This is a genomic window from Micromonospora sp. NPDC051925 (assembly GCF_044548625.1).
Classification (GTDB): domain Bacteria; phylum Actinomycetota; class Actinomycetes; order Mycobacteriales; family Micromonosporaceae; genus Micromonospora.
This window is the reverse complement of the sequence record NZ_JBIUCH010000003.1, coordinates 159840-179508: the sequence shown is the minus strand read 5'-3', so window position 1 is coordinate 179508 and position 19669 is coordinate 159840. Positions and strand designations below refer to the sequence as shown.

Here is a 19669-nt window from a genome sequence, read left to right as displayed (position 1 = left end):
TGGGGTCATGGGCGAAGCGGTCTACAACATCGGGGAAGGACCGGCGACACGGGTGAGCCTGTCGCTGCCGGAGGGAACCGCCGAGGCGATCCGCGCGCGGGTCGGCAAGCGGGAGTTCTCCGCGTTCATTGCCGAGGCAGTCGAGCGGGAGTTGCGCGGGCAGGTGCTTGACGAGTACCTGGCGGATTACGAGAGCCGGAAAGGGCCGGTCTCCGAGCAGGCCCGTCAGCGGGCGCGGCAGGTCTTCGACGAGGTGTTCGCCGAGGAGGGCGAATGGCCCGCCGCAAGCTGATCCACGAAGGCACGCTGGTCCTCGACAGTGAAGGGCTCTCGAAGCTGCTCGACGACGACGAGCAGATGGTGGCCATGACCGCCGAGGCGCGCTCGCGTGGCATGGAGGCCGTGATCAGCGCACTCACCATCATCGAGGCCGTCCACGCCCGCACCCACAAGGCGCGCTTGAACTGGGTGCTCTCGGGGCTGCGCGTAGTCCCGGTGGGCGAGGAGGAAGCGAAGGCAGCGTCAAAGCTGCTGATGGAAGCCGGTCTGCACGGGCACAAGTATGCGATCGATGCGGCGGTCGCCGAGGCTGCGTTGCGCCAGCATCGCCCCGTGGTCATATTGACTTCCGACATCGACGACATGGTCAAGCTCTGCGGTGATCGTGTGCGGCTCGTCGCGGTATGAGTCCTTGCCCCGGCGTCGCCGGTCGAGCGCTGCGTGATGTTGCTCGACGACGGAATCCGGTGAAGTTCCGTTTCAACGTGTAGCGACGTACGACCTCTGGCAGACATCGGCCGGGTGCCCGGTCCAGCTTCTGCGGCCGGGTACCAGCCCGTCCAGATCGATCCTGATCGCGAACGGCGTCGTGGTGCGCAGTTCGTGTCGATGGATTCCGGTCGGCGCGTACGACCGGGTGGGCTCGTCGAGTTCGTAGGCGTGGACCACCGGTGATCCGTCGTCGTCCTCGATGCGCCAGTAGTTCGCGATGCCGGCTTCCGCGTACTTGCGCAACTTGACGTGGCGGGTCCGGTGCGCCGACTCCGGCGAGACCACCTCCACGACCAGAAGGGTCTCCTCAGGGGTGTAGAAGGTACGGGACGGATCGTAAGGTGCCGTCGTGGCCAGGAGATCGGGCTCGGGACGATTCCACCTGTCGAGTCGGATCGTGATTTCCCGGTCGACCTCGATGCCTGCCGGTGCCTGGCCGCTCAGGGAGTTCACCAGCGCGGTGATCATCCTGGCGTGCCAGACCCGCTGGGGGGACATCATGAAGACGAGTGCTCCATCGATCAGCTCGGTGTGACGCGGCGCTTCGGAAAGGTGGTCGAGGTCGTCGGCGTACCACCCCTCGGGGCGGGGCGGCCGCATCCACTCGGGCACCGCAGTCATGCCGTCACCGTAGCGTTCGGTAATGACGGCCTGGCCTGCCGAGCGCGGCCGTTCGGCTGTCGCACGCCAACAGTCCTGGTGGAGTTTCTGCGCGCAGGTCACCAGCACCCGGTCCAGGCCGAGTTTCTGTCCCACCCCGGAGATCGGGGTGGTCTTGCCGGCGGGCCGCACCATGGGTGAGTGCGGCGACGGGAGCGGTTGTATCGGGACACCGCCAGGTTGAGGCGTCACCTCGTGTTCTGTGGGGTGTTCGGGGCGCTCACCTGGGTAGCGGCGCAGGCGGCCCAGGCCAATCCGGATCACCTGTACCACGACAGGGCCGCGCTGTTCGAACTCGTTGCTGTCGTCATGATCGTCTGCTCCGTCGTCGCGCTGCTCGCCCTGTTCTGGCCCTTCCTGATCGAGGTGGACGACGAGGGGCTGACGCTTCGCCTGCGCGGGTTCACGACCCGGTTGGCCTGGGAGTCGGTCGAGTCGCTGGCGGTGGTGAAGGTCGGGGAGACGTGGGAGCACCCGTACCTCAAACTTCGCCTGGCTCCGGGCGTACGGCTCGGCGGACGTCTGGCGAGCAAACGGGACGGGCGGCGTATGTACACACTGCTTGCGCTCGACGATCTCACGGCTACGCCCGAAGAGGTGGTCACGCTTCTCCACCGGTACGGCAGAGGCAGATTCGAGGCCGAGGAGTACGTCCGGCACCGGGCCGCCCGGCGGTCCGTCGCGCGATTCCTGCGCGGCGAGGGGATTCGGGCCGACCCGCAGCTGGGCGAGTACCTCGCCGAGCGTCGGCGTATCGAGATCGAGGACGCCCAGGCCGGGGATCTGCCGACTGACCACGGGTAGGTGGAGACCGCCGCGCTTCCCGGCCACGGGTGGCGGGGCAGCGGGCCGGGGCGGTGCTGGCCTACCGTGGCGGCGTGGCGACCTTGAGGCTCGAACCGATGACCGACGAGCAGTACCTGCGCTACCGGGAGCGCGCCGTGGTGGACTACGCGCAGAACATCGCCGCCTCCGGGGCGATGCCGCTGCCGGACGCCCGGGAGAAGGCCCGTCAGGACTACCAGAACCTGCTGCCCGACGGGCTGGCGACCGAGGGGCACCGGCTGTGGACGGCCTACGACGACGCCGACGAGGTCGGCATGCTCTGGCTGCACCTGGAACGGAAGTCCGACGGTCTGCACGCCTTCGGCTACGACTTCGAGGTACGCGAGGAACTGCGCCGCCGGGGCTACGGCCGGGCGATGATCCAGGCCGTCGAGCAGGTGTGTCGGGAGTTGGGCATGGTCGCCATCGGGTTGAGCGTCTTCGGGTTCAACTCCGGCGCGCGGGCGCTGTACGAGCAGATGGGCTTCGAGGTCACCGCCGTACGAATGATCAAGCGGCTGTGACCGGGGGGTCGGGTGTCTGCCCCGCCCCCGGGGCCCGGTCAGCGTCGGTAGTGACCGGGAGGTGCTCGCCGCCGGGTTTGGCGCGCAGCTTCGCCACCATCTCCGGTGACGCCTCCACCCCCTCGACGGGGATGCCCCGGGCGGCGAGCGGCAGCGCCACCCGACCCGTCCCGATGACGAGTTCGAGCACCGGGCCGCTCGGCGACCGCCCCGGCCCTGGAACTCGGGCAGCACCGTGGTCACGGCGCCTCCGCGTACGCGTCGACATTGGTGGTCAGCACGTCACGCAGGAACACGACGCTGGCTTCCGCTGACCGCAGTGGAGAATCGCCCCGCTGTGCCCGAGTAGTCCAGGGCCGTACCAGGTGGGGCTGGTGTCAGGCGGAACGGGACGGGGTGAGGAAGCGGGCCAGCCGGGCGAGGCCGTCCTCGCCGTGACCGGCGGTGACGGCCCCGTCGATGACGGACCGGGCGGCGCGCAGCACCCCGGAGTCGAGCCCGTGCGCGTCGGCGGTCTCGATGACGTGGGTGAGGCCCGAGCCGGCCGAGGCGATGGTGGACCGGTCGCCGGGGAACCGGTCCTCGGCGAGCTGGTCGGCGAAGCGGGTCGCCATTTCCCCGAGCATCGCGGCGATCCCGGCGGCGTACCCGGCGAACGCCCGGGGGGCGATGCCCTCGGCCGAGGCCAGCGCGAAGGCGTGGGTCAGACCGCTGACCGCGGTGCCGAACATGTCGAGCAGCGCCATGTCGTACGCCGCCGCCGCGCCCGCGTCCGGGCCGAGGTACGCGGGCGTGCCGCCGAAGGTCGCCAGGATCGGCAGGCCGGCGTCGAAGGCGGACCGACTGCCGCACCACAGCACCGTGGCGGCCGGCGTGCCGATCGTCGGCGTCGGGGTCAGGATGGCGCCCTTCACCAGGTCGACGCCGTGGCCGTCGGCCCAGGCCGCCAGCTTCCGCGCCTCGTCCGGTCGGCCGGTGGTGACGTCGACGACCGTCCGACCGGCCCAGTCGTCGTGCGCGGCCAGCACGGAGTCGACCGCCGCCGGGTTCATCAGGCAGGTGATCACGAGGGTGGAGGCCCGGACCGCCTCGGTGACGGTCGGCGCGGCGGTCGCGCCCCGCGCGACGAGGGGCTCGGCCCGTTCCGGCGTACGGTTCCAGACGATGGTCGGGATCCCGGCGGAGGTCAGGGCGGCGGCGAGGGCCCGACCCATGGGGCCCAGGCCGAGCACCGCCACCGGGTCACGGTGCGTGAGTTGTCGATCGCTCATGCCGGTGACGGTAGACGTTCACGTTGACGTGAAGGTCAAGTCCGCGATCTCCTGTACGGCATGCGGATCGGTGAGTTGGCCCGGCGGGCCGGGGTGAGCACCCGGGCCCTGCGCTACTACGAGGAACAGGGCCTGCTGCGGCCCGAGCGACGATCGAGCGGCTACCGCGACTACGGCGAGCAGGCCCTGACCACCGTGCGGCACATCCGGCTGCTCCTCTCGGCCGGCCTCGGCACGACCGTGATCGCCGAGATCCTGCCCTGTGTGCCGGACGACACCACGGTGCTCGCCCCCACCTGCCCCGAACTGCTCGACGGCCTCGCCGAGGAGCGGGCCCGGATCACCGCGTCCATGGAGCGGCTCGCCGCGGCCCGGGACATCCTCGACGCCCTCATCGCCACCGGGGCCCCCGCCCGCCTGCCGTGAGGCGGTCGGGGCCGGTCGGCGTCCGCGTCGGCGGAGGTCAGGAGATGTAGTGCAGGATCACGTTGTGCACGTGGTGGCTCTTCTGGGCACCCCGGAACTCCACCTCGTAGGTGTGGGTGCCGACGTGTACGGCGATCGAGCCGGTGGAGAAGAACTCGCCGCCCCATGACTTGTTGCTCACCACGCTCACGCTGGTGATCTTCGAGTAGGGGATGCTGGTGATCGCGTACTTCTTGCCCACGAAGGACCGGTCCTGGATGATCACCCGCCGGTCGGTCAGGCCGATGAAGCCGGTGCCCGTGCCGACGGCGTCGTAGACGGCGATGATCTGTTCCCCGTCGAGCAATCCACTCTGGATCTGCTGGAACTGCTCCTTGCGGTCGTACGTCGCATTTGCCATGGGTTCCACGGTAGGAAGTACCCGCCAGCGTCGGCCGTTCCCCGTCCGTTGGTCCGGTCGACTACTCTCCCCATGCCTGGCAAGACGCGGGCGACGGGGGAGGGAAGCGGCGTGAACAGCGAACATTCCGAGACGCAGCCCACCGACGAGGCCCGGCGGGAGCCGCCGCCGACACCGACCGGGGTCGACTGGGAGCCGTGGCCGCAGCGGCCGGCCGTCCGGGGCCGGCTGAACCGGCTGGCCGTCGTCACCCTCGTGCTCGGCCTGCTCGGCGGCCTGCTGGCGCCGGTCGCCGCCGTATTCGCGCGGCGGCGGATCAGGCGGGACGGCGAGCGGGGAAAGGGCCTGGTGACCGCCGGGCTGGTGCTCTGCGGCGGGTGGGTGCTGGCGGGTCTGGTGGCGCTGGGTGTCGTGCTGACCGGCTCCGACTCCGACACCGGGCTGCGTGGGCTGCGGGTGGGGGACTGCTTCCGGGTTCCCACCGGTGCCACCGCCAGCCGGACCGCACCCGAGCAGGTCACCCGGGTGGCGTGTGACACCCCGCACGATGCCGAGTACGTCGACGACTTCCCGGCGTACGAGCGCTCCGCAGACGAGCGGTACCCCGGGGCGGCGGCGCTCTCCCAACGGGCGGAGGCGCTCTGCCGGCAGCGGCAGCGCAGCTACGTCGTCGACCCGCTGGGGTTGCCCACCGAGGTGCGGTTGAGCTGGTACCTGCCGACCCGGGTCGACTGGTCCACCGACCCCACGATCACCTGCTACCTGACCGCCCCGACCGCCCTGGCCAGGCCGCTGCGGATGGACACCACGGTGCTCAACCCCGCGCAGCTCGGCTACCTGCTGGCCAGCCGGGACTGGACCGAGGCGCGGGCCGCCCTGGTGGCGACCGCACCGACCAGCACCCCGGCCGAGCTGCGTGACGCGGTGCGACGGGCCGAGGCCACCCACACCGACATGTGGTTCCGGCTGCGTCGGGAGCCCTGGCCGGAGGCGGTACGACCGGCGATGGAGCGGCTGCTCACCGAGATGGAGCAGGCCGAGCCGGCCTGGCGGGACGCCGACGGTGAGCCCGACCAGGGCAAGCTGCTCCAGGTCGTCGCACAGGCCGGGCAGCACCCGAACCCGGGCACCGAGCTGGCCGTACGCCAGGCACTGGGGTTGCCCACCACGCAGGGCGAGCCGATGCGTTGACCCTCACCAACTGTGGTTTTTCGACCACTCGGTGCTCGCGGGTGGGACGTTCCGGGGAGCGTGCGGCTGGCCGAGGGGCCCTAGGCTGGTGACGACGATCCGGCGCGGCGCCGGTGGGGACGGGGGCCGACGATGGCGTGCGCTCAGTCCTCCATCACCGTGCGGTACGCGTCCTCGATCCGGGCGGCGAGCAGCACCTCACCCTCGGTGAGTGGTTCCCCGTCGCCGTGCCCGACCCGGATTCGCGTCTCGGTGTCCCGCCGGCTGATGTCCGGCCGCAGCCGCAGCGCGTCCGCGACGACCTTGACCCGTTCGGTCAGCTCCGCGTGCTGGGTGTCGTCCATGACCAGGGTGCGGCGAATCTGCTCACCGTCTCGGGTCCACCCGTGCAGGAGCGTGAGGGCGTCACTGAGATAGTCGTGCTTGGTTCGGCTGGTGAACAGCGCGCGCATCACCGCACCTCCCAGGCGTCGTTGCCGGCTTGTGGCCAAATCGTCGCCGTCCCGTGTCCTCGTGGTGCTACCCAGTCTGTCGACCTGACGGCGGTGTGTCCACGCCCACACTTCCGTCTCTTATTGGCCTACCGGTCGCGCAAGGTACCCAAACCGACGATTGATCTGGCACGCTGGACGCCCGTGCAGACCGAACGGTGTAGCGGTGACGGACAGGCCGACCGGCGCGAGCCGAAGGTGGTCGTGGGCGCGGCGATCATCTCCGACGGGCGGGTGCTCGCCTGTGCGCGCACCGCGCCGCCAGAGGTCGCCGGCATGTTCGAGTTCCCCGGCGGCAAGGTCGAGCCGGGCGAGAGCGAGACGGCCGCGCTGATCCGCGAGTGCGCCGAGGAACTGGCCGTCCGCGTCGAGATCGGCGACCGGGTCGGCCGGGACGTCCGGATGGCCCACGGCCGGTCGGTGCTGAAGGTGTACGCCGCCCGCCTGCTGCACGGCGACCAGCCGCGTGCACTGGAGCACTCCGCGATGCGCTGGCTCGCCGCCGGTGAACTGCACACGGTCACCTGGCTCCCCGCCGATGCCCCCATCGTCGCCGCCCTCCGCCCGCTGTTGGCTTCCGTCACCGACTGACATCCGCGCCCGCCGTCACCGACTGACCGCGTCCGAGCCGTCCGCCCGAGGTCGTCGCCCCCGGCACCCTGGTCGGCGATCATGAAGCTGGTGTCACGACACACCGACGGACCTGGAAACAAGCCGTGGTGGACGAGTGGGGCCACCGGCTCGAAACGGGACGGGGGCCGACGGCTTGCGCCGTCGGCCCCCGTCAACCGTCGTCGTGCTTCCTCGGCGCGGGTCGCGCCGGTTTCAGTCCTTGCTGCGCTGGTTCAGTGCTTGTCGTCCTGGCTCGGGTGGGCGAAGTTGAGGTGCTCCGGCGGCAGCGGGAAGGTGACGTCGTCACCGAACGGCGACGGGGCCGCCGCCCGGTCGAAGGTCAGCTCCGTCAGCGGGAGCCGGCCCCGGTCGTCGACCGCCGGCATGGTCGGGTGCGGGACCTCGCGGTGCCAGTTCACGCCCTGCTGCGCCTGGGCCTCCGCGCTCGGGTCGCCGGAGCCTCCGGCGTGCGAGTGGACCCCAGCCTGACGAGCGCCGCTGTGCACCACGGACCCCTTTCCCGCGCTGCTCGCGGTGCTCTGGGGCGTGTCACCCCGACGGAAGATCTTGCTACCAAGCCACACAAGGGGATCGTACCTGCGGTCGACGACCCGTTCCTTCATGGGGATGATCCCGTTGTCGGTGATCTTGATGTGCTCGGGGCAGACCTCGGTGCAGCACTTGGTGATGTTGCAGAAGCCGAGCCCCTGCTCCTCCTGCGCGTACTGCTTGCGGTCGGTCCTGGCGTCCAGCGGGTGCATGTCCAACTCGGCGGCCCGGATGAAGAACCGGGGGCCGGAGAAGGCCGGCTTGTTCTCCTCGTGGTCGCGGATCACGTGACAGACGTTCTGGCACAGGAAGCACTCGATGCACTTGCGGAACTCCTGCGAGCGCTCCACGTCGACCTGCTGCATCCGGTACTCGCCCGGGGCCAGGTCGGCCGGCGGGGCGAAGGCCGGCGTCTCCCGCGCCTTCTCGTAGTTGAACGAGACGTCGGTGACCAGGTCCCGGATCACCGGGAAGGTGCGCAGCGGGGTGACCGTGACGGTCTCCGACTCCTCGAACGTCGACATCCGGGTCATACAGCTCAACCGGGGCTTGCCGTTGATCTCCATCGAGCAGGAGCCGCACTTGCCGGCCTTGCAGTTCCACCGGCAGGCCAGGTCCGGCGCCTCGGTCGCCTGGAGCCGGTGGATGACGTCGAGGACGACCTCGCCCTCGTTCACCTCGACCGTGTAGTCCTGCAGGTCACCGCCGGTCTCGTCGCCCCGCCAGATGCGGAACTCCCTCTTGTTTCCCATCAGTTGCTCGCCTCCTCGGTGAGGGCGTCGAAGTCGGCCAGCTCCTCGTCGGTCAGGTACTTGGCCAGCTCGGTGCGGTCGAAGAGGCCGATCAGCTCGGCCCGCATCTTCGGCAGCGGCTTGTGCTCCAGGCGTACGGTGTCGGCGTCCAGCGCGCAGACCAGGTTGACCCGACGCCACCGGGGGTCCATCGTCGGGAAGTCCTCCCGGGTGTGCCCGCCGCGCGACTCCTGCCGCTCCAGCGCCGCCTTCGCGGTGCACTCCGAGACGACAAGCATGTTGCGCAGGTCCAGGGCCAGGTGCCAGCCCGGGTTGTAGCGCCGGCCGCCGGCCGCGCTCACCTTCGCCACCCGCTCGCGCAGCTCGGTCAGCCTGCTGAGCGCGTCCTCAAGCTCGCCGTGACGGCGGATGATTCCTACTAGATCTCCCATGACCGCCTGGAGGTCCTGCTGGAGGGTGTACGGGTTCTCCCCGGTGTCCCGCTGCAACGGCGCCAACGCCGTCTCCACGGCGGTCTCCACCGCGCCCATCGGCACCTTCGGCCGGGAGACCAACTGATCGGTGTACGACGCCGCGTGCCCGCCGGCCCGCTTGCCGAAGACCAGCAGGTCGGACAGGGAGTTGCCGCCGAGCCGGTTGGAGCCGTGCATGCCACCGGAGACCTCACCGGCGGCGAACAGCCCGCGCACCGTGCCGTGCGCGGCCCCGGAGTCCGGGTCCACCTCGACGCCGCCCATCACGTAGTGGCAGGTCGGCCCGACCTCCATCGGCTCGGCCGTGATGTCGACGTCCGCCAGTTCCTTGAACTGGTGGTACATCGACGGCAGCCGGCGACGGATCTCCTCCGCCGAGCGCCGGGAGGCGATGTCCAGGTAGACGCCGCCGGCCGGCGTACCCCGACCGGCCTTGACCTCGCTGTTGATCGCGCGGGCGACCTCGTCGCGGGGGAGCAGCTCCGGCGGACGTCGGTTGTTGTCCGGGTCGGTGTACCAGCGGTCCGCCTCCTCCTCGGTCTCCGCGTACTGCTTGCGGAAGACGTCGGGGACGTAGTCGAACATGAACCGTTTGCCGTCGGAGTTCTTCAGCACGCCGCCGTCGCCGCGCACCGACTCGGTGACCAGGATGCCCTTCACCGAGGGCGGCCAGACCATGCCGGTCGGGTGGAACTGGAGGAACTCCATGTTGATCAGGGTCGCTCCGGCCCGCAGGGCCAGCGCGTGCCCGTCCCCGGTGTACTCCCACGAGTTCGAGGTGACCTTGTAGGACCGGCCCACGCCGCCGGTGGCCAGCACCACGGCCGGGGCCTCGAACAGGATGAACTCGCCGGACTCCCGGTAGTAGCCGAACGCCCCGGCCACCCGGTCCCCGTCGAGCAGCAGCTCGGTGATGGTGGTCTCGGAGAACACCTTGATCCGGGCCTCGTAGTCGCCGAGGTCGCGCTTGTCCTCCTGCTGGAGGGAGACGATCTTCTGCTGGAGGGTGCGGATCAGCTCCAGGCCGGTCCGGTCACCGACGTGCGCCAACCGGGGGTACTCGTGCCCGCCGAAGTTGCGCTGGGAGATCTTCCCGTCCTTGGTCCGGTCGAAGAGCGCCCCGTACGTCTCCAGCTCCCAGATCCGCTGCGGCGACTCCTTCGCGTGCAGCTCGGCCATCCGGAAGTTGTTGAGGAACTTGCCGCCGCGCATGGTGTCGCGGAAGTGCACCTGCCAGTTGTCCCGGCTGTTCACGTTCCCCATCGCGGCTGCCGCGCCGCCCTCGGCCATCACGGTGTGCGCCTTGCCGAAGAGCGACTTGGAGATGATCGCGGTCTTCTTGCCGGCGAGCCGGGCCTCGATCGCCGCGCGCAGGCCGGCGCCGCCGGCCCCGATCACGACGACGTCGTAGTGGTGTCGTTCGATGCGAGTGGTAGTGGTCATGTCGCCGCGCCCTCTAGTTGATGAACCGCAGGTCGGTGAACCAGCCGGCGGCGATGGCCATCACGTAGAAGTCGGTGAAGGCCAGCGTGCCGAGGGTGATCCAGGCGAGCTGCATGTGCCGGGTGTTCAGCTTGGACACGAACGTCCAGGCCCGGTACCGCACCGGGTGCGCGGAGAAGTGCTTCAGCCGCCCGCCGATGATGTGCCGGCAGGAGTGGCAGGAGATGGTGTACGCCCAGAGCATCACCACGTTGCCCAGCAGGATGATGTTGCCCAGCCCGAAGCCGAAGCCCTCCGGCGAGTGGAAGGCCAGCACCGCGTCCCAGGTGTTGATCAGCGAGATGATCGCGGCGGCGTAGAAGAAGTAGCGGTGCAGGTTCTGCCCGAGCAGCGGGAACCGGGTCTCCCCCGAGTAGGTCTTGTGCCCGTCCGGCACCGCGCAGGCCGGCGGCGACAGCCAGAACGACCGGTAGTACGCCTTGCGGTAGTAGTAGCAGGTCAACCGGAACAGCAGCAGGAACGGCAGGGTCAGCGCCGCGTCCGGGATGATCCACCAGCCGGGCAGGAAGCTGCCGAAGTGCGAGGAGCCCTCGACGCACCGGTCGGTCACACAGGGGGAGTAGAACGGGGTCAGGTAGTGGTACTGGTCCACCCAGTACCACTTGTGCATGAACACCCGGACGGTCGCGTACGCCACCCAGGCGCTGAGCCCGACGACGGTGATCAGTGGGGCGAACCACCAGCGGTCGGTTCGCAACGTCTTCGCCGTGATGGCGGCGCGCGCCCGCGCCCCCCGCGGCTTCGTTGCCGTTGATGTCATTCGAGTCGTCTTCCTGACGGGACGGGCCCTCGCGGGCGGCGGTTCACGTTCCGTGCCGGTCAGCGGACCGGCCGGACCGTGTCCACTGCCACGTCTTGCGCACGCAGCGACCGCGCCGGGACATCGGCGCAGCTAAGTGACACACGTTACGCCGATCATCACGGCCGGGCCGCGCAACGCAGTGTCCCGTGTGTCCCGCACCTTGGAAAGACCCGAACCATGATCAGTATTTGGCCGGTCGGGCCGCAGGTCGGTCCGGGCAGCATCGGTGCCGGGCGGTTGATTGTGCTGCGGTGCCCGGTCTGGCTGCGGTGTCCGCGAGCCGGCGGTCCGTGCCTGCGAGCGTTCGTGCCGGCGATGTTGCCGGCATCGGCCATGGTCCCGCGTATCCGCAGGGGCCGGGGATCGGTCAGCCCGACGCGCCGCCGGTGAAGTTCCAGGAGGCCAGCCGGAGTGGCGGTGCTTCCCACCAGCCACCGTCGATCCGGTCCGGCTGGCGGACCGGCCGTCGGCCCACGCCGAGCACCGCGCCCGGCCCCAACGCCCGGGGGTACGCCTCGGTGAAGCGGAAGTTCCGCACCGCCCGAACCGGCACGCCGTCCTCCACCAGCCACACCCCGTTGCGGGTCAGCCCGGTGATCACCAGGCTCTTCGGGTCGAGCACCCGGGTGTACCAGAAGTCGCTGACCAGCAGCCCTCGGGTCATCGGCGCGACCAGCTCGGCGGTGTCCGCATCCGCCACCCCGCCACGTGCCGCTGGGCCATGCGCCACCCCGCCACGTGCCGCTGGGCCATCCGCCACCCCGCCACGTGCCGCTGGGCCACGTGCCACCTCGCCGCTCGCCAGGGATCCGGGGGGCACGGCCTCCCCGCCCGCTGAGGCGCTGCCGGCCCGGGTGCCGCCCAGAGCCGCGCAGCCGGGAACATCCCCGCCGGTCGGGGCGTGAGCGGTCACCGCGCTGCCCGCCTCAGCCGCTCCGAGCAGGCGGACGTTGTGCGGGATCGGGCCGAAGGTGGACCCGCCGGGCATCCCGTGACCGGTCGACGTCGTACCCGCCCCGGCGGCGCTGCGCCGATCGTGGGCCACCGCGCGGGTGGTGCCCGCCTCGACCAGGGTGAGCGACTGGCGTGGGGTGCCCTCCAGGTCGAACGGCATCGTGGCGCCGTACGTGGGATCGTCGACCAGGGTCACCGCCGGGTCGAACTGGGCGGTGCCGGGGCGGGCGAACGACTGGCGTTCGGCGTGCCGCTTGCCGTTGAAGCCGTACCAGGCGAGATTCTGCAACAGGTCGGCCACGGCGGCCGGTTCGAGGACCACCTGGTACCGGCCCGGTGGCAGTTCGACCGGATCGGCGGCGGCCCGTGCCTTCGCCGCCGCACGGGCACCGAGGGCCGCGCCGTCCAGCCCGTCGAGGCGGCCGGCGCAGAGCCGGGCCACCCCGTCCGCGCCGTCGGCTCGGGCGATGCCGTCCATCGCCGCCTCGGTGGTCCGCCCCTGCGCCGACTGGCCGGCCGAGTTGGCGAACGCCCCCGACCGGTACGAGGTACGGCAGTAGCCGGCCGCCTCCAGCCCGCCCACCGCGTCGACGAAGGCGCGGACCCGGTCGGCTCGGGCCGCCGGCTCGGCGTACGCGGTGGCCTCGTCGAGCAGGCCGTTGGAGTGCACCGACGACGGTGGGGTCAACCCCGGCCAGGCCGGGTCGGGCGGGCAGAGCCGGGCCGCGGTGAGGGTCCGCCCGACCAGGGCACGCAGCCCGTCCGGGTCGACCAGGCTGCCGCCACCGGCGGCCGTCCGGCCGTCGACGTGCACCCGCAGCCGGACCGTCACCCCGGACTCGGCGACGTTCTGGTGGATGAACGAGTTGGCGAACCGGGTCAGCGCCAGGTCGTGCCGGACGACCGTGACCTCGGCCTCGGCGGCCGGCCCGGCGATCTCGTGGACCAGCTCCACCACCCGGGCGGCGACGTCCAACTCGGTCATCCCGGCGCCCCGCAGGTCGCTCATGCGCGTACCCCCACCCGGACGCCGCGGAACCGGGCCGGGGCCGCCGGATGACCGGTGTGGCCGATCTGGCCGGGCTGGCCCTTGCCGCAGTTCGGGGTGCCCCACGGGACGATCTCGGCGGAGAGCATGTCCATCGACCGCCAGAACAGCGGCCCGATGCCGGTGTACGTGGGGTTGCGCAGCATCCGCCCGCGTCGGCCGTTGCGCACCTCCCAGCCGATCTCGCAGCCGAACTGGAAGTTGAGCCGCCTGTCGTCGATCGACCAGGACCGGTTGATGTCCATCAGCACCCCGTCGTCGGTGGCCGCGATGATCTCGTCGAGGGTGTGCGGGCCGGGCTCCAGGCCCACGTTGGTCATCCGCACCATCGGCAGCCGGGCCCACCCGTCGGCCCGTACGCTGCCGCCGTAGCCGAGACCGGCGACGGCGGCCGAGTCGCGGCCGGCGAGCACACCGACCCAGCGCCCCTCGCGTACCGCGTCGCGCTTGACCGCCGGGGAGCCCTCGTCGTCGAAGCCGAAGCTGCCCAGCGCGCCGGGGATCGTCGGGTCGATGGTGACGTTCATCAGCTCGGAGCCGTACCGCAGCGACCCGAGCTGGGCCAGGTCGAGCCAGGAGGTGCCGGCGAAGGCTGCCTCCCAGCCGAGGATCCGGTCCAGCTCGATGGCGTGCCCGACCGACTCGTGGATCTGCAACGCGAGCTGCTCGCCGCCGAGGATCAGGTCGGTCTCGCCGGCCGGGCACTCGGGCGCGGTGAGCAGCGCCCGGGACTCGTCGGCGATCCGGGCGGCGTGCGCGGCGAGATCCAGCGACTCGACCAGCTCCCACCCGGTGGTGCCGTACTGGCCCCGGTAGCTCGGCCAGGAGCGGCGCTGGGTCTCGTGCTCGCCGATCGAGGTGGCCGAGATGCCGCCGCCGCACTCGCGGACGTGCTGGTCGATGCGGTGCCCCTCGCTGGAGACGAACCACTTGCGGGTGTCCCAGATCTGGTAGAGCCCCTCGGCCAGGTCGGCCCCGTGCGCACGGGCTGTCTCGGTGGCCCGGACCAGCAGGTCGCCCTTGTCGGACAGTGCCACGCCGAGCGGGTCGACCACGCAGCCGGAGGCCCAGCTCGCCACCGCCGGCTCGGCCGGGGTCAGCTCGATCGGTGGGCCGGGCACCCGGGCGCTCGCGGCAGCGACCGCCGCCGCCCGCCGGCCGGCTCCGCGCGCCGCCACGTCGGACAGCTCGGGTACGGCGTGGAAGCCCCAACCCGAACCCACCAGCGCGCGAACCCCCAGGCCGATGCTCTCGTCCTGGGTCAGTTCCTCGATCGCGCCGTTGCGGGCGGACATCGACTCGTAGCGGCGGTGCATCACCCGGGCGTCCGCATACCGGGCGCCTGCGTCGAGGGCGGCCTGCACGGCGGCGGCAGCCGCGTCGAACTCGGTCATGGACCGACCCTAGGCGAGCCCACCGACATCCGTCAGGGCACCAGATCCTCGGGGCGGATCGTGGCCCGCACCGGCTCAAGCAGGTGCAGCGTCCCTCCGCGTTTGGTTGCGGAGTGTTCCGTGTAGTGGCGGCCCCGCCGTCGGTAGAGGCGTAGTGCGCCGGTCTTCTGCTCCACCAGCAGATACCACTCGATGCCGGCTGCGGCGTAGTAGTGCATCTTCAGGACCTTGTCGGTGGACGCGTTGCTCGGCGAGATGATCTCGCAGATGAGGTGCACCTCATCTGCCTCGATCATGAGCTCGTCCAGATTCACCGGGTCGGTGATGATGAGGTCGGGGATGGGGATGCGGCCAGGCCGGAGTCGAACGTTCACCGCCTCGAGCAGTTCCAGGCCGGCCTTCTCGGCCGCTGGTTCGAGTATGTTGCCCAGTTTGCGCGAGATGCGCTGGTGGCGGGGGGTGGGGGCTGGGGTCACGTGGAGGCTCCCGTCGAAGAGTTCGACGCGTTGAGACGTCTCATCGAGGGCGAGGTACTCCTCTTCGGTCCACGGTCCGTCGTGGCCGAACACCGCTGCGGTCATGGTCGGTCACCCCCACCTCGTGTCGCCGGGCATCCTCCGCTGGTCACCCCGTTCATGGTCGCACCCCGGGTGCGATCGGCAGGTACGGACAGCAGCCCGGCGGGTCGTCGCGGGCGCACGGCGGGTGGGCTGACTCGTTACGCTGGGACCGCTGACAGCTCCTGCCCCGTAGCTTATTTTCAGCCTCGTTTCTTTGTTGTAGGTTCCCTACAACCTGAGGGAGGCGGCCGTGGACAGTCCGCAAGCTGGTGACGACCCGTACCTGCGGGTGGACGACCTGCGGGTCCAGTTCGCCACCACCGACGGCGTGGTGCGCGCGGTCGACGGGGTGTCCTTCGCGGTGCGGCGCGGCCGGACCCTCGGCATCGTCGGTGAGTCGGGCTCCGGCAAGAGCGTCACCTCGCTGGCCGTCCTCGGCCTGCACGATCCCCGGCGCAGCACCGTCAGCGGCGGGATCACCGTGGGCGGCCGGCAACTCGTCGGCCTCCCCGAGGAGCAGGTACGCCGACTGCGCGGCCGGGACCTCGCGATGATCTTCCAGGACCCGCTCTCCGCGCTGCACCCGTACTACACCGTCGGGCGGCAGATCGCCGAGGCGTACCGGGTGCACCATCGGAGGGTGGGCAGGCGGGCGGCCCGAGCCCGCGCGGTGGAGATGCTGGACCGGGTGGGCATCCCGCAGCCGGCCCGCCGCTACGACCAGTACCCGCACGAGTTCTCCGGCGGCATGCGGCAACGCGCGATGATCGCGATGGCGCTGGTCAACGACCCGGCGTTGGTCATCGCCGACGAGCCGACCACCGCGCTGGACGTGACGGTGCAGGCGCAGATCCTCGACCTGCTCGCCGACCTGCAGGCCGAGTTCCGCACCGCGATCGTCCTGATCACCCACGATCTCGGCGTGGTCGCCCAGGTCGCCGACGACGTGCTGGTCATGTACGGCGGCCGGGTGGTCGAGCAGGGCAGCGTGGCGCAGGTGCTCCGCCGGCCGCAGCATCCGTACACCTGGGGGTTGCTCTCCAGCGTGCCGTCGTTGCACGGCGACGCGGACGCGGACCTGCTGCCCATCCCGGGCAACCCGCCCTCGTTGATCAACCTGCCGCCCGGCTGCGCGTTCCACCCGCGCTGCCGGTACGCCAGCGACCGCTCGCGCACCGAGATCCCGCAGCTCGGCCCGGCCGGCGACGACGGCCACCTGGTCGCCTGCCACCTACCCCCCGACGATCGCGCGCAGCGGAGTCCCGCTGTCGCGAGTGGAGGGTCGGCTCGGTGAGCGCGAGGAATGTAGCGCAGCGGAGTCCCGCAGTCGCGAACGACGGTGGCCCCGTGAGCGGTGAGCCGTTGTTGCGGGTGCGGGGGTTGACCAAGCACTTCCCGGTGCGGACCGGCTTCCGGTCGAAGGGGCTGGTGCGGGCGGTCGACGGGCTCGACTTCGAGGTGCGGCCCGGCGAGACGTTGGGGCTGGTGGGGGAGTCCGGCTGCGGCAAGACGACCACCGGGCGGATGCTGGTGCGGCTGCTGGAGCCGACCGCCGGGACGATCGAGTTCGCCGGGCGGGACATCACCCACGCCCGTCGCCGTGAGCTGCGCCCGCTGCGGCAGGACCTCCAGATCATCTTCCAGGACCCGTACGCCTCGCTGAACCCCCGGCACACGGTCGGGCGGATCGTGGCGATGCCGTTGCAGGTCAACGGGATCGACCCGCCCGGCGGGGTGAAACAGCGGGTACGGGAGCTGTTGGAGCTGGTCGGGCTCAACCCGGAGCACTACAACCGTTACCCGCACGAGTTCTCCGGTGGGCAGCGGCAGCGGATCGGCATCGCCCGCGCGTTGGCCCTGCGGCCCCGGCTGATCGTCGCCGACGAGCCGGTCTCCGCGCTGGACGTCTCGATCCAGGCGCAGGTGGTGAACCTGCTGCGGGACCTGCAACGCGACCTCGGCCTGGCGTTCGTGTTCATCGCCCACGACCTGGCCGTGGTGCGGCACTTCTGCCAGCGGGTCGCGGTGATGTACCTGGGCCGGATCGTGGAGATCGGCGACCGGGACGACATCTACCAACGGCCCCAGCACCCGTACACCCGGGCGCTGCTGTCGGCGATCCCGGACGTGACCACGCTCGGCCCGGTCGGGCGGATCCGGCTGACCGGGGACGTGCCGACGCCGCTGGACCCGCCGTCGGGCTGCCGGTTCCGTACCCGGTGCGGGAAGGCCCGGGACGTCTGCGCCACCGAGGAACCGGCGCTGGTCTCCCGCGACGGCGGCCGGCAGGCCACCGCCTGTCACTTTCCGGAGGCCGGGCCGGTGGACGCGGGCGTCGAGGAGGTGGCGACATGAGTGTGTCCCCGGTCGATCCGGCGACGCTGGCCGAGGCCGAGACCGGCGGGGACCGGCCCGAGGCGGGCAGGGGGTTCGTCGGGCGTTCGCCCGGCCAGCTCGCCTGGGCCCGGCTGCGGCGCGACCGTACGGCCGTGGTCAGCGGCGGCATGCTGGTCTTCTTCGTGGTGGTGGCGCTCGCCGTACCGCTGATCGAGTGGGCGTACGGGATCGGCCCGCGCGAGCAGTTCCAGTCCCGGCTGGACGGCTTCGGCATGCCGCTCGGGTACGCGGGCGGGGTGACCGGGGAGCACTGGTTCGGGCTGGAGCCGGGGCTGGGCCGGGACATCTTCGTCCGGATGGCGCACGGGCTGCGTACCTCGTTGTTCATCGCCTTCGCGGCGGCGGTGACCACGGCGGTGATCGGCGTCGTGCTGGGCACCGTCGCCGGATACCTGGGCGGCTGGGTGGACGCGGTGATCAACTGGGTCACCGACCTCACCCTGGCCATGCCGTTCCTGATCATCGCGCTGGCGTTGACCCCGACCATCGCGCTGCGCTTCTACGGCCAGCGGGAGGAGGTGCCGGCGGCGTTCCAGATCGGCGTGCTCATCGCGATCTTCGCGCTGTTCGGCTGGACGAGCACCGCCCGGCTGGTCCGGGGTCAGGTGATCGCGCTGCGCGAGCGGGAGTTCGTGGAGGCGGCGCGGGCCAGCGGCGCGGGGCTGGGGCACATGCTGTTCCGGCAGTTGCTGCCGAACATCTGGGCACCCATCCTGGTGTCGTTCTCGCTGGCGGTGCCGGCGTACATCACCGGCGAGGCGGCGCTGTCGTTCATCGGGGTCGGGCTGACCGACGCCACCCCGAGCTTCGGCCGGATGATCTACCGCAGCCTGGACTACCTCCAGACCGACCCGGCGTACGTCTTCTTCCCCGGCATCACGATCTTCGCGCTCGTGTTCGCCTTCAACCTCTTCGGCGACGCGTTGCGGGACGCGCTCGACCCGAAGTCGTCCCGGTAGGAGGGTGCGGCGGTGGCGCGGTTCCTGGTCAAGCGGCTGTTCTCCGCGACGCTGACGCTCTTCGCGGTCAGTGTGCTGAGTTTCCTGATGTTCTTCGCCCTGCCCCGCGACCCGGTGACCGGCATGTGCCCGAAGAACTGCAACCCGGAACGGTTGGAGCGGGTCCGCCAGGAGCTGGGCCTGCGCGACCCGCTGATCAGCCAGTACGCCGGCTACATGAAGGGCATCGTCACCGGGCGGGACCTGGGCAGCGCCCAGGGTGGCCGGTGCGACGCGCCCTGCCTGGGCTGGTCGTACGTGTCCAACGAGGCGGTCTCGGACACCATCGCCCGGGTGCTGCCGGTGACGTTGAGCATCGTCGTCCCGGCGGCGGTGCTCTGGCTGCTGCTCGGCGTCGGCCTGGGCATGGTCTCGGCGCTGCGCCGGGGCACCTGGCTGGACCGGGCAGCGATCGGCTTCTCGCTGGCCGGGGCCTCGTTGCAGCTCTACTTCGTGGGCGCGGTGCTGCTGCTGGTCTTCGTCTACACGCTGCGCTGGCTGCCGGTGCCGAGCTACACCCCGTTGCTCGACGACCCGGTCAGGTGGGCCAGTGGCCTGGTGCTGGCCTGGCTGGCGCTGGCGTTCCTGTTCTCGGCCATCTACGCCCGGCTGTCCCGGGCGCAGATGCTCGAGACGCTGTCGGAGGACTTCGTCCGGACCGCGCGGGCCAAGGGCCTGTCCAAACCCACGGTGTACGGCCGGCACGCGCTGCGCGCCGCGATCACCCCGGTGGTGACCATCGCCGGGCTGGACGTCGGCGGCGCGCTGGGCGGCACGGTGATCACCGAGACGACCTTCGGCCTCAACGGCATGGGGCGGACGGCGGTCGACGCGGTCCGCTCCGGCGACCTGCCCACCATCATGGCGACCGTGCTGATCGCCGCGGTCTTCGTGGTGCTGGCGAACGTGCTGGTGGACCTGTTGTACGCGGCCATCGACCCCCGGGTGCGGCTGCGCTGACCCGGGCCGGGGGACCGCGCTGCTGACAGAATCTATCGACAACTGTTATAGAACCCGAAGTTTTTCTTCTTTACGATCCTCGGGACGTCGGCGTTCCCGCCCGACGGC

General features: G+C 71.0%; 20 protein-coding genes and 3 pseudogenes. 11 read left to right on the top strand and 12 right to left on the bottom strand.

Going from position 1 to position 19669, the window contains the following annotated elements:
* The first annotated feature begins 7 nt into the window (after positions 1-7).
* Positions 8-292 (top strand): hypothetical protein, encoded by a 285-nt coding sequence (locus tag ACIG87_RS05445; RefSeq protein WP_396848450.1) that lies wholly within the window; start codon positions 8-10, stop codon positions 290-292.
* Positions 274-687, top strand: coding sequence for a hypothetical protein (locus ACIG87_RS05440; protein ID WP_396848449.1), 414 nt, complete (start codon positions 274-276; stop codon positions 685-687). The genes ACIG87_RS05445 and ACIG87_RS05440 overlap by 19 nt, the downstream gene beginning before the upstream one ends.
* Before the next feature lie 72 nt (positions 688-759).
* Here the strand turns inward: ACIG87_RS05440 and ACIG87_RS05435 are convergent, their stop codons facing one another.
* Positions 760-1392 carry a Uma2 family endonuclease gene (locus ACIG87_RS05435; protein WP_396848447.1) on the bottom strand — a complete coding sequence of 211 codons (633 nt, stop codon included), beginning with the start codon at positions 1390-1392 and terminating at the stop codon, positions 760-762.
* Between the two features lie 234 nt (positions 1393-1626).
* Here ACIG87_RS05435 and ACIG87_RS05430 point away from each other — a divergent pair, with 234 nt between their 5' ends.
* Both ACIG87_RS05430 and ACIG87_RS05425 read left to right on the top strand, forming a co-directional pair.
* Positions 1627-2235, top strand: a complete 609-nt coding sequence (locus tag ACIG87_RS05430) for a hypothetical protein (RefSeq protein WP_396848445.1) — start codon at positions 1627-1629, stop codon at positions 2233-2235.
* A gap of 74 nt (positions 2236-2309) precedes the next feature.
* Complete coding sequence (locus ACIG87_RS05425) at positions 2310-2780, top strand: GNAT family N-acetyltransferase (RefSeq protein ID WP_396848443.1); 471 nt, start codon at positions 2310-2312, stop codon at positions 2778-2780.
* A 52-nt stretch (positions 2781-2832) separates the two neighbouring features.
* Here ACIG87_RS05425 and ACIG87_RS05420 read toward each other — a convergent pair.
* Both ACIG87_RS05420 and ACIG87_RS05415 read right to left on the bottom strand, forming a co-directional pair.
* Positions 2833-2976, bottom strand: a pseudogene (locus ACIG87_RS05420) (SAM-dependent methyltransferase); the annotation flags it as partial.
* A 181-nt stretch (positions 2977-3157) separates the two neighbouring features.
* Positions 3158-4051 (bottom strand): NAD(P)-dependent oxidoreductase, encoded by an 894-nt coding sequence (locus ACIG87_RS05415; RefSeq protein ID WP_396848441.1) that lies wholly within the window; start codon positions 4049-4051, stop codon positions 3158-3160.
* A gap of 60 nt (positions 4052-4111) precedes the next feature.
* Here ACIG87_RS05415 and ACIG87_RS05410 point away from each other — a divergent pair, with 60 nt between their 5' ends.
* A complete protein-coding gene (locus tag ACIG87_RS05410) occupies positions 4112-4477 on the top strand; it encodes a MerR family transcriptional regulator (protein WP_396848439.1) in 366 nt (121 codons plus the stop codon).
* A gap of 37 nt (positions 4478-4514) precedes the next feature.
* Here the strand turns inward: ACIG87_RS05410 and ACIG87_RS05405 are convergent, their stop codons facing one another.
* Positions 4515-4877 (bottom strand): PH domain-containing protein, encoded by a 363-nt coding sequence (locus ACIG87_RS05405; protein ID WP_091241571.1) that lies wholly within the window; start codon positions 4875-4877, stop codon positions 4515-4517.
* A gap of 111 nt (positions 4878-4988) precedes the next feature.
* Between ACIG87_RS05405 and ACIG87_RS05400 the strand changes: the two genes are divergently transcribed.
* Positions 4989-6068 carry a septum formation family protein gene (locus ACIG87_RS05400; RefSeq protein WP_396848436.1) on the top strand — a complete coding sequence of 360 codons (1080 nt, stop codon included), beginning with the start codon at positions 4989-4991 and terminating at the stop codon, positions 6066-6068.
* Between the two features lie 143 nt (positions 6069-6211).
* Here the strand turns inward: ACIG87_RS05400 and ACIG87_RS05395 are convergent, their stop codons facing one another.
* Positions 6212-6520 (bottom strand): 4a-hydroxytetrahydrobiopterin dehydratase, encoded by a 309-nt coding sequence (locus tag ACIG87_RS05395; protein ID WP_396848434.1) that lies wholly within the window; start codon positions 6518-6520, stop codon positions 6212-6214.
* 183 nt (positions 6521-6703) lie between these two features.
* On the opposite strand from ACIG87_RS05395, the gene ACIG87_RS05390 reads away from it, so the two are divergent.
* Positions 6704-7150 (top strand): (deoxy)nucleoside triphosphate pyrophosphohydrolase, encoded by a 447-nt coding sequence (locus ACIG87_RS05390; protein ID WP_396848433.1) that lies wholly within the window; start codon positions 6704-6706, stop codon positions 7148-7150.
* Between the two features lie 254 nt (positions 7151-7404).
* On the opposite strand, the gene ACIG87_RS05385 is transcribed toward ACIG87_RS05390, so the two are convergent.
* From ACIG87_RS05385 to ACIG87_RS05355, 7 genes and pseudogenes are all read right to left on the bottom strand, one after another.
* Entirely contained in the window at positions 7405-8472 is a 1068-nt protein-coding gene (locus ACIG87_RS05385) for a succinate dehydrogenase/fumarate reductase iron-sulfur subunit (protein ID WP_396848431.1), read from the bottom strand.
* Entirely contained in the window at positions 8472-10388 is a 1917-nt protein-coding gene (locus ACIG87_RS05380) for a fumarate reductase/succinate dehydrogenase flavoprotein subunit (protein ID WP_396848430.1), read from the bottom strand. The genes ACIG87_RS05385 and ACIG87_RS05380 overlap by 1 nt, the downstream gene beginning before the upstream one ends.
* Before the next feature lie 13 nt (positions 10389-10401).
* Positions 10402-11208 carry a hypothetical protein gene (locus ACIG87_RS05375; protein ID WP_396848429.1) on the bottom strand — a complete coding sequence of 269 codons (807 nt, stop codon included), beginning with the start codon at positions 11206-11208 and terminating at the stop codon, positions 10402-10404.
* Positions 11209-11617: 409 nt separating this feature from the next.
* Positions 11618-11956, bottom strand: a pseudogene (locus tag ACIG87_RS05370) (metallopeptidase TldD-related protein); the annotation flags it as partial.
* A 210-nt stretch (positions 11957-12166) separates the two neighbouring features.
* Positions 12167-13189, bottom strand: a pseudogene (locus ACIG87_RS05365) (metallopeptidase TldD-related protein); the annotation flags it as partial.
* 20 nt (positions 13190-13209) lie between these two features.
* Positions 13210-14646 carry a TldD/PmbA family protein gene (locus ACIG87_RS05360; protein ID WP_396848427.1) on the bottom strand — a complete coding sequence of 479 codons (1437 nt, stop codon included), beginning with the start codon at positions 14644-14646 and terminating at the stop codon, positions 13210-13212.
* 32 nt (positions 14647-14678) lie between these two features.
* Positions 14679-15227 carry a Uma2 family endonuclease gene (locus ACIG87_RS05355; protein WP_396848426.1) on the bottom strand — a complete coding sequence of 183 codons (549 nt, stop codon included), beginning with the start codon at positions 15225-15227 and terminating at the stop codon, positions 14679-14681.
* A gap of 229 nt (positions 15228-15456) precedes the next feature.
* On the opposite strand from ACIG87_RS05355, the gene ACIG87_RS05350 reads away from it, so the two are divergent.
* Genes ACIG87_RS05350 through ACIG87_RS05335 form a run of 4 tightly spaced genes read left to right on the top strand, consistent with a single transcriptional unit; the run spans position 15457 to position 19561 of the window.
* Entirely contained in the window at positions 15457-16500 is a 1044-nt protein-coding gene (locus tag ACIG87_RS05350; RefSeq protein WP_396848425.1) for an ABC transporter ATP-binding protein, read from the top strand.
* Positions 16501-16553: 53 nt separating this feature from the next.
* Positions 16554-17561, top strand: a complete 1008-nt coding sequence (locus tag ACIG87_RS05345) for an ABC transporter ATP-binding protein (RefSeq protein WP_396848423.1) — start codon at positions 16554-16556, stop codon at positions 17559-17561.
* Positions 17558-18562: an ABC transporter permease gene (locus ACIG87_RS05340; RefSeq protein ID WP_396848422.1), complete on the top strand. Its 1005-nt coding sequence runs from the start codon at positions 17558-17560 to the stop codon at positions 18560-18562. Before ACIG87_RS05345 ends, ACIG87_RS05340 begins: the two co-directional genes overlap by 4 nt.
* Positions 18563-18574: 12 nt before the next feature.
* A complete protein-coding gene (locus tag ACIG87_RS05335) occupies positions 18575-19561 on the top strand; it encodes an ABC transporter permease (RefSeq protein WP_396848421.1) in 987 nt (328 codons plus the stop codon).
* The last annotated feature ends 108 nt before the right edge of the window (positions 19562-19669 follow it).

What these genes read in the sequence shown, in the direction of transcription:
- ACIG87_RS05445 (WP_396848450.1), top strand. Translation starts at nt 8, where the DNA reads ATGGGCGAAGCGGTCTACAACATCGGGGAAGGACCGGCGACACGGGTG.
- ACIG87_RS05440 (WP_396848449.1), top strand. Translation starts at nt 274, where the DNA reads ATGGCCCGCCGCAAGCTGATCCACGAAGGCACGCTGGTCCTCGACAGT.
- ACIG87_RS05435 (WP_396848447.1), bottom strand. Translation starts at nt 1,392, where the DNA reads ATGACTGCGGTGCCCGAGTGGATGCGGCCGCCCCGCCCCGAGGGGTGG.
- ACIG87_RS05415 (WP_396848441.1), bottom strand. Translation starts at nt 4,051, where the DNA reads ATGAGCGATCGACAACTCACGCACCGTGACCCGGTGGCGGTGCTCGGC.
- ACIG87_RS05410 (WP_396848439.1), top strand. Translation starts at nt 4,112, where the DNA reads ATGCGGATCGGTGAGTTGGCCCGGCGGGCCGGGGTGAGCACCCGGGCC.
- ACIG87_RS05405 (WP_091241571.1), bottom strand. Translation starts at nt 4,877, where the DNA reads ATGGCAAATGCGACGTACGACCGCAAGGAGCAGTTCCAGCAGATCCAG.
- ACIG87_RS05395 (WP_396848434.1), bottom strand. Translation starts at nt 6,520, where the DNA reads ATGCGCGCGCTGTTCACCAGCCGAACCAAGCACGACTATCTCAGTGAC.
- ACIG87_RS05385 (WP_396848431.1), bottom strand. Translation starts at nt 8,472, where the DNA reads ATGGGAAACAAGAGGGAGTTCCGCATCTGGCGGGGCGACGAGACCGGC.
- ACIG87_RS05380 (WP_396848430.1), bottom strand. Translation starts at nt 10,388, where the DNA reads ATGACCACTACCACTCGCATCGAACGACACCACTACGACGTCGTCGTG.
- ACIG87_RS05375 (WP_396848429.1), bottom strand. Translation starts at nt 11,208, where the DNA reads ATGACATCAACGGCAACGAAGCCGCGGGGGGCGCGGGCGCGCGCCGCC.
- ACIG87_RS05360 (WP_396848427.1), bottom strand. Translation starts at nt 14,646, where the DNA reads ATGACCGAGTTCGACGCGGCTGCCGCCGCCGTGCAGGCCGCCCTCGAC.
- ACIG87_RS05355 (WP_396848426.1), bottom strand. Translation starts at nt 15,227, where the DNA reads ATGACCGCAGCGGTGTTCGGCCACGACGGACCGTGGACCGAAGAGGAG.
- ACIG87_RS05340 (WP_396848422.1), top strand. Translation starts at nt 17,558, where the DNA reads ATGAGTGTGTCCCCGGTCGATCCGGCGACGCTGGCCGAGGCCGAGACC.